1 protein-coding gene is annotated in these 317 nt (G+C 47.6%); it reads right to left on the minus strand.

Annotated features, from left to right (window positions below; genetic code table 11):
- A partial coding sequence (locus LKE08_RS09655) for a reverse transcriptase domain-containing protein (RefSeq protein WP_324704009.1) occupies nt 1-317 on the minus strand: 317 nt, incomplete at both ends.

Genomic DNA, 317 nt, shown 5'->3' on the forward strand with positions numbered 1-317 from the left:
ACCATTCCATCCAGTGCGATGTTGGCGAGGAGTGGACTTATTACCCCTCCTTGAGGTGTCCCGGCTTTTGTGTCGTCGAATACGCCATTGTCCATAACCCCGGCTTTTAACCATTGTCTGATATTGCGCCTAATGGTCGTTGGACAGTGAAGTTTGGATAGCAGGTAATCATGGTCAATTTGGTCAAAGCATTTGGCGATGTCGGCATCGAGGATGTAGTATCCCATTTTGTTGATACTGATAAATATTCTGCCAATTGCGTCAAGGGTTGAGCGTCCGGGTCGAAACCCATAGCTTGTCCCCTCGAATTTAGGTTC

Source organism: Lyngbya sp. CCY1209, from assembly GCF_035615495.1.
Taxonomy (GTDB): Bacteria; Cyanobacteriota; Cyanobacteriia; order Cyanobacteriales; family Microcoleaceae; genus Limnospira.